We start from the raw sequence: 7,222 nt of genomic DNA on the forward strand, positions 1-7,222 counted from the left end.
AATTGGACTCGAACCAACGACCCCCACCATGTCAAGGTGGTGCTCTAACCAACTGAGCTATGTGCCTGTCGTGTGGTGCGCATTCTACGCATTACAAAAACTCTGTCAACACTTTTTTTCGCGCTAACCTACTGAATCTTAAACTCTTTATAGAGAGGCGGGCTGAGGGGGGCCCCGTAAAGGATTTTCACCAGACGACTAGCGGGTGTTTATTATTATTGATAGCATCGGTACATTCGTTAAAAATATAAAACACGAGGTTCCTGCAGCATGGCTAACACCCCCTACCCCCAGTCCTACTACGCCGCCTCGGCCAACCCGGTGCCGCCACGTCCGGCGCTGCAGGGTGAGGTGGAAACCGATGTGTGCATCATCGGTGCCGGCTACACCGGCCTGTCCAGCGCCCTGTTCCTTCTGGAGAACGGCTTCAAGGTGAGCGTCGTCGAAGCGGCCAAGGTCGGCTTCGGTGCATCGGGCCGCAACGGCGGCCAGATCGTCAACAGCTACAGCCGCGACATTGATGTCATCGAACGCACCGTCGGCCCCAAGCAGGCACAACTGCTGGGCCACATGGCCTTCGAGGGCGGGCGCATCATTCGTGAACGCGTGGCCAAGTACAACATTCAGTGCGACCTGAAAGATGGTGGCGTATTCGCTGCCCTTACCAGCAAGCAGATGGGCCACCTGGAATCGCAAAAGCGCCTGTGGGAACGCTTTGGCCATAATCAGCTGGAGCTGATGGACCAGAAGCGCATCCGCGAAGTGGTTGCCTGCGACAGCTACATCGGCGGCATGCTCGACATGAGCGGCGGCCACATCCACCCGCTGAACCTGGCCCTGGGTGAAGCTGCCGCGGTCGAGTCGCTGGGTGGCATCATCTATGAGCAAACCCCGGCCGTGCGCATCGAACGCGGTGCCAACCCGGTCGTGCATACCCCGCAGGGCAAGGTCCGCGCCAAGTTCATCATCGTTGCCGGCAACGCCTACCTGGGCAACCTGGTACCCGAGCTGGCCGCCAAGTCCATGCCATGCGGCACGCAGGTGATCACCACCGAGCCACTGGGCGAAGAACTGGCACGCACCCTGCTGCCGCAGGACTACTGTGTCGAGGACTGCAACTACCTGCTCGACTACTACCGCCTGACCAGCGACAAGCGCCTGATTTTCGGTGGCGGCGTGGTGTACGGCGCGCGTGACCCGGCCAACATCGAGGCGATCATCCGCCCGAAAATGCTCAAGGCCTTCCCGCAGCTGAAGAACGTGAAGATCGACTACGCCTGGACCGGTAACTTCCTGCTGACCTTGTCGCGCCTGCCACAGGTTGGCCGAATTGGCGACAACATCTACTACTCGCAGGGTTGCTCGGGCCACGGCGTGACCTATACCCACCTGGCGGGCAAGGTGCTGGCCGAGGCCCTGCGCGGCCAGGCAGAGCGTTTCGACGCCTTCGCCGGCCTGCCGCACTATCCGTTCCCGGGTGGCCAGATGCTGCGTGTGCCGTTCAGCGCCATCGGTGCCTGGTACTACAGCCTGCGCGATCGCCTGGGCTTCTGATGTAAGCAGGCCTGGCCTCTTCGCGGGNGGGAGCGGGCGTGCCCGCGAAAGGGCCGGGACAGGCAATACTACTTGTTCAGGCTATTCACAGCCTGCTTCGCTGCAACCTCCTGCCCCGCCCGCGCCAGCTCATCCGCGGCCTGCAACCAGCGCTGACGATCCACTTGGGCCGGTAGCTGCCGTGGTGGCTGCACCAAAACCGCCCAACTCCCTTGCTTCGCCCACGCCGAGGCAAACTCGTCGAACGCCATCACCTGCCGCCGGTGCATGCCTGCGCGCAGCAGCACCCGCTGCTTGTAGCGGTCATAACCGATCAAAACGGCATAACGGGGCTCGCCCCACCAGGCCGAACCGTCCTCGTAACGCAGCAGCACCGGGTTGCCCGCCGCCACTTGGGTCAGCAGCGCGTCCAGCTGTTGGTCCAACGGGTACACGACCATGCCGTACTCCCGCGCAACACGGGGGATGCCGGTGCCCAGCGCTTCAACGCCCTGGGGCAGGTTCAGCGGCTTGTCCAGCAGCCCTGGCGTGATTGGCGCCCCCTGCTGCGACAGCACTGCCGCCAGCGCCATGGCCCCGCTGTGGTTGGCGTTGCCACGGTAGAACGGCACGCTGCTGATCTCGACTCGCTGCGGCAGGCCCTTGAGGTTGCCGTGCGGTGCGCTGGCGCAGCCGGCCAGGGTGGCAGCCAGCAGGCAGGCCGCCAGTAGCCGCCGGGGGGCAGCCTTGAAGGAATGTTGCTCCATGGACACTCGCTTGTTCCAACGCCAGGCAGGCAGCGCCCGGCTCTGGCCACCGATCATAGGTCCGACAGCGGCGCGGGTATAGTCCGACAGCGCCTTGGAGCGAATCGGCCCTAGAGATAGACCATTGTTCGATGGAACGTCACAGACGAAGGGCTAGACTAAAGCAGTGTCTGGAAGGTAAACGCGGGCCAATCAAGCGCTTGCCGCAAAGATGGAGGCACAGATGAGCCTGACCATGGCAATTCTCATGCTGGTAGGCATGTGGCTGAGCGTCGCAGCCGCCATGCTGTGGGGTGTACTGCGTATCGTGCGGCGTCATGCACACCACCTGCCACCGCAGGCACCCGCCAAGCCACAGCCAGTAAGGCGGGCGCGGCGGCATGCCGGGGTGAGCTAACCTCAGGATTTCCCGAACCCCACTCACTGACAAGCCCGCTGCACAGGTATTCGCAATGTCAGTGCCACGCGAGGTACCTGTGGAAGCGGGCTTGTCCGCGAGAGGGACGCGAAGCGCCCCTTTTTTACATCAACCTTCAGCCGCCTCACGCTTCAGACGCGCTCGGCGGGCCAGGATGTTGAGGACCTCGATAGCCGTCGAGAACGCCATGGCCGCATACACATAGCCCTTGGGTACATGGGCGCCAAAGCCTTCGGCGATCAGCGTCATGCCGATCATGATGAGGAAGCCCAGCGCCAGCATGACCACGGTCGGGTTGTCGTTGATGAAGTTGGCCAGCGGGTCGGCGGCCACCATCATCACGATCACAGCCGTGATAACGGCGATAATCATGATGGGCAGGTGCTCGGTCATGCCCACGGCGGTGATGATGCTGTCGACCGAGAAGACGATGTCCAGCAGCAGGATCTGGAAGATCGCCGCAGCAAAGCCCAGGGTAACCGTGGAGGAGACTTTGGCTTCCTCCTTGGCGCCATGCGGGTCGACGTTTTCGTGAATTTCCTTGGTCGCCTTCCACAGCAAGAACAAACCACCGGCAATCAGAATCACATCCTTCCACGAGAAGGCGTTGCCGAACACTTCGAACACCGGGTCGGTCAACTGGACGATCCAGGCCACGGTGCTGAGCAAGGCCAGCCGCATGACCAAGGCCATGCTGATACCGATACGCCGCGCCTTGGAGCGGTACTCCACCGGCAGTTTGTTGGTCAGGATCGAGATGAAGATCAGGTTGTCGATGCCCAGTACAACTTCCATGGCCACCAGCGTAGCCAGGGCAACCCAGGCGGTAGGGCTAGCGGCGAGTTCCAGCAAATATTCCATTGTTCAAATCCTGCAGCAGCGGTTGGGGTCAGATTTCCTGGGTTTCTTCTTTCTTCTCGGCATCCTTGGGCTTCTGCCCTTCGCCGCCGATGGCTTCGCTCAGCGCCTGCTGGGCAGCCTTGTTGGTGTCGTCGATGGCCTGCTTGGCCGACTGCGCGGCCTGGTCGAGCATCTGCTGGGCGGATTTCTCGGCCTGGTCGCAGCCTGCCAGGGTGAACAGGGCCAAAGCCAGCACCAAGGGGGTGCCAATGGATTTGAGTTGCAGCATGGTGTCCTCGCTTGAAATAACCCGGCGGCGCATGGCGCCTGATAGCCGTGCATTCTAGAGACGGCAATAGTTCAGGAAAATTCGTATTTTCATGGCATATACTTCGGTTTTTACGAATCGGGACGACCGACGGTGCTTAACTATCGCCAGCTGCATTACTTCTGGGCCGTGGCCAAGACGGGCAGCATCACCCGCGCCAGCCAACAGCTGAACCTCACACCACAAACCATTAGCGGGCAGATCACCCTGTTCGAGCAAACCTACGGCCTGGAACTGTTCCAGCGCGCCGGCCGGCAGCTGGAACTGACAGAAACCGGCCGTCAGGCCCTGGTGTATGCAGAGCAGATGTTTCAGATCGGCAGCGAGCTCGAAGCCATGCTGCGTGCCGGCCCTCAGGAGCAGATCCTGTTCCGTGTGGGGGTGGCTGACGTAGTGCCCAAATCCATTGTCTACCGCCTGCTGGCACCGACCATGGACCTGGAAGAGGTGCTGCGCATCAACTGCCGCGAAGACAAACTTGAGCGGTTACTGGCAGACCTGGCTATTCAGCGCCTGGACCTGGTGATTTCCGACAGCCCCATGCCTAACCACCTGGACATCAAGTGCTACAGCCAAAAGCTGGGCGAGTGCGGGCTGAGCTTCTTCGCCACCTCGGCGCTGGCACAACGGCTTGAAGGCCCTTTTCCAGCTTGCCTGCAGGATGCTCCGCTGCTGGTTCCCGGCCAGGAGACCGTGGTAAGCAGCCGCTTGCTGCGGTGGCTGGGCGAGCAGCAGGTGCAGCCACGGATCGTGGGGGAGTTCGATGACAGTGCCTTGATGCAAGCGTTCGGGCAGTCGGGCAGCGGCATTTTCGTTGCGCCCAGCGTAATCGCCGAGGAGGTGTGCCGTCAGTATGGCGTGCAACTGATCGGGCAGACCGAGGCCGTGCACGAGTCGTTCTACGCCATTTCGGTGGAGCGCAAGGTCAAGCACCCAGGGATCGTGGCGATTACCGAGGGGGCGCGGCGGGAGTTGTTTCACTGGTAGCCATCCAAGCCTCATTGACTAGCAACAAGGCGCGCCGTGCCCACCAGGTGCTCTATGGTAAAGTCCGCCCTTTCCAGATTCCGAGATACCGCTGCACATGACCCCTCTCCTCCGCTTCCTCAACCGCACCAGCCTGGTGACTCAGATCGTCATCGGCCTGCTCGCTGGCATCGCCCTCGCCCTGCTGGCACCTGCCATCGCCCGCGACCTGGCCTTTCTTGGCAAGGTGTTTGTCAGCGCCCTGAAGGCGGTTGCGCCCGTGCTGGTGTTCATCCTGGTCATGGCTTCGGTCGCCAACCATCGTCACGGCCAGGAAACCCACATTCGCCCGATCCTCTGGCTGTACCTGCTGGGCACCTTTGCCGCAGCAGTGGTGGCCGTGGTTGCCAGCATGCTGTTCCCGTCGCACCTGGCACTAAGCACCAGCGAAGCCTCGCTGAGCGCGCCAGGCGGCATCACCGAGGTGCTGCAGAACCTGCTGCTGAGTGCGGTAGACAACCCGGTCAATGCCCTGCTCAATGCCAACTTCATCGGCGTGCTGACGTGGGCCATCGGCTTGGGTGTGGCCCTGCGCCACGCCGGCGAAACCACCCGTACCGTGGTCGAAGACCTGTCCACGGGTGTAACCCTGATCGTGCGCGTGGTCATCCGCTTCGCCCCGCTGGGCATCTTTGGCCTGGTCAGTTCCACCCTGGCCCAGTCGGGCCTGGACGCGCTGCTCGGCTACCTGCACCTGTTGGCGGTACTGATCGGCTGCATGCTGTTCGTGGCGCTGGTGATGAACCCGCTGATCGTGTTCTGGAAGATTCGCCGCAACCCCTACCCGCTGACACTGCTGTGCCTGCGTGAAAGCGGCATTACCGCGTTCTTCACCCGCAGCTCGGCCGCCAACATCCCGGTGAACCTGGCGTTGTCGGAACGCCTTGGCCTGCATGAAGACACCTACTCGGTGTCGATCCCGCTGGGCGCGACCATCAACATGGCCGGTGCGGCGATCACCATTACCGTGCTGACCCTGGCCGCCGTGCATACCCTGGGTATCCAGGTGGACCTGCCGACTGCCGTGCTGCTCAGCGTGGTGGCGGCAGTGTGCGCCTGCGGCGCCTCGGGCGTGGCTGGGGGTTCGCTGCTGCTGATTCCGCTGGCGTGCAGCCTGTTTGGCATCCCTAGCGAAATTGCCATGCAGGTAGTGGCGGTGGGCTTCATCATCGGCGTGTTGCAGGATTCTGCCGAAACGGCGCTGAATTCTTCGACCGATGTGCTGTTCACCGCGGCGGCGTGTCAGGCCGAAGAGCAGCGTAACGGCTAAGCGGGCCGGGGCCGCTTTGCGGCCCCAATTGCCTTACGCGATCGCATTACCTACCCTAGTGGCCTTTCCCCAGCCACGAGACAGGGCCATGTCAGAACACGAAACCGCAGGTGAAGGCCGCTTCAACAGCATCGAGGTCCGCGTTCTCGGCTCGCTGATCGAAAAGCAGGCCACCAGCCCAGAAAGCTACCCGCTGACCCTCAATGCCCTGGTCCTGGCCTGCAACCAGAAGACCAGCCGCGAGCCGGTGATGAACCTCACCCAAGGCCAGGTCGGCCAGGCCCTGCGCGTCCTCGAAGGTCAGGGCATGACCCGCCTGCAGATGGGCAGCCGTGCCGACCGCTGGGAACATCGGGTAGACAAGGCACTGGAGCTGGTGCCAGCGCAGTTGGTGCTGATGGGCCTGATGTTCCTGCGGGGCCCGCAAACCCTCAACGAACTGCTGACCCGTAGCAACCGCCTGCACGACTTTGACGACACCGAGCAGATCCAGCATCAGCTGGAGCGCCTGATCTCGCGGGGCCTGGCCTTGCACCTGCCACGCCAGGCCGGCCAGCGTGAAGACCGCTACACCCATGCCTTGGGCGACCCGGCGGAAATCGAGGCAATTCTCGCTGCACGGCAGCAAGAAGGCGGCGGGCGCAGTGGCGGCAGTGTGTCAGAAGAACGCATCGAGGCCCTCGAAGCCCGCATTGCGGCGCTGGAAGCACGCCTGGCCGAGCTGGAAGGCTGAGCCTTCACGGCTCGGGGTCGGGGAAATTGCGGCAGCTTTTGCGCTCGGCCAGCTCCCGGTCAGTGGGGCGCTGGTCGACGAACACAGCGCGACCGTCGGCGTAGATTTCCAGGTAGCCCCAGTGCAGGTCCTGCTCTTGCTGTCCGGGCTGTGGGGGGACTAGCCACCAGGGTTCGCGGCTGATCAGGGTCATGGGTGTGATTCCTGAGGGGTCTGCAGTAAGCATAGACACCTTCAGGTGCTGCTTTGCTTGCACCGGCCCTTTCGCGGGTGAACCCGCTCCTACAGCGGCCTGTGTCCAACCCTC

At 62.5% G+C, this 7,222-nt stretch carries 9 protein-coding genes; 5 read left to right on the plus strand and 4 right to left on the minus strand.

Annotated elements, in window-relative coordinates; all coding sequences use genetic code 11:
* Window positions 1-270 precede the first annotated feature (270 nt).
* Entirely contained in the window at window positions 271-1,554 is a 1,284-nt protein-coding gene (locus tag ACTJJN_RS12085) for an NAD(P)/FAD-dependent oxidoreductase (RefSeq protein ID WP_012052894.1), read from the plus strand.
* Between the two features lie 68 nt (window positions 1,555-1,622).
* Here ACTJJN_RS12085 and ACTJJN_RS12090 read toward each other — a convergent pair whose 3' ends face one another.
* Window positions 1,623-2,357: a peptidase C39 family protein gene (locus tag ACTJJN_RS12090; RefSeq protein WP_012052895.1), complete on the minus strand. Its 735-nt coding sequence runs from the start codon at window positions 2,355-2,357 to the stop codon at window positions 1,623-1,625.
* A gap of 166 nt (window positions 2,358-2,523) precedes the next feature.
* On the opposite strand from ACTJJN_RS12090, the gene ACTJJN_RS12095 reads away from it, so the two are divergent.
* Complete coding sequence (locus tag ACTJJN_RS12095; protein WP_012052896.1) at window positions 2,524-2,697, plus strand: hypothetical protein; 174 nt, start codon at window positions 2,524-2,526, stop codon at window positions 2,695-2,697.
* A 129-nt stretch (window positions 2,698-2,826) separates the two neighbouring features.
* On the opposite strand, the gene ACTJJN_RS12100 is transcribed toward ACTJJN_RS12095, so the two are convergent.
* Both ACTJJN_RS12100 and ACTJJN_RS12105 read right to left on the minus strand, forming a co-directional pair.
* Complete coding sequence (locus ACTJJN_RS12100; protein WP_003250551.1) at window positions 2,827-3,579, minus strand: TerC family protein; 753 nt, start codon at window positions 3,577-3,579, stop codon at window positions 2,827-2,829.
* Between the two features lie 28 nt (window positions 3,580-3,607).
* Window positions 3,608-3,847, minus strand: coding sequence for a hypothetical protein (locus tag ACTJJN_RS12105; RefSeq protein ID WP_003250549.1), 240 nt, complete (start codon window positions 3,845-3,847; stop codon window positions 3,608-3,610).
* A 132-nt stretch (window positions 3,848-3,979) separates the two neighbouring features.
* Between ACTJJN_RS12105 and nhaR the strand changes: the two genes are divergently transcribed.
* From nhaR to ACTJJN_RS12120, 3 genes are all read left to right on the plus strand, one after another.
* A complete protein-coding gene (gene nhaR, locus ACTJJN_RS12110) occupies window positions 3,980-4,873 on the plus strand; it encodes a transcriptional activator NhaR (protein ID WP_012052898.1) in 894 nt (297 codons plus the stop codon).
* Between the two features lie 97 nt (window positions 4,874-4,970).
* On the plus strand, window positions 4,971-6,182 hold the full coding sequence (sstT, locus tag ACTJJN_RS12115) for a serine/threonine transporter SstT (RefSeq protein ID WP_221100211.1): 1,212 nt from the start codon (window positions 4,971-4,973) through the stop codon (window positions 6,180-6,182).
* Between the two features lie 88 nt (window positions 6,183-6,270).
* Entirely contained in the window at window positions 6,271-6,915 is a 645-nt protein-coding gene (locus tag ACTJJN_RS12120) for a YceH family protein (RefSeq protein WP_012052900.1), read from the plus strand.
* 4 nt (window positions 6,916-6,919) lie between these two features.
* Here ACTJJN_RS12120 and ACTJJN_RS12125 read toward each other — a convergent pair whose 3' ends face one another.
* A complete protein-coding gene (locus ACTJJN_RS12125; protein WP_012052901.1) occupies window positions 6,920-7,108 on the minus strand; it encodes a hypothetical protein in 189 nt (62 codons plus the stop codon).
* Window positions 7,109-7,222 lie beyond the last annotated feature (114 nt).

The sequence above is a fragment of the Pseudomonas sp. 22515 genome, assembly GCF_052044625.1.
Lineage (GTDB): Bacteria > Pseudomonadota > Gammaproteobacteria > Pseudomonadales > Pseudomonadaceae > Aquipseudomonas > Aquipseudomonas alloputida.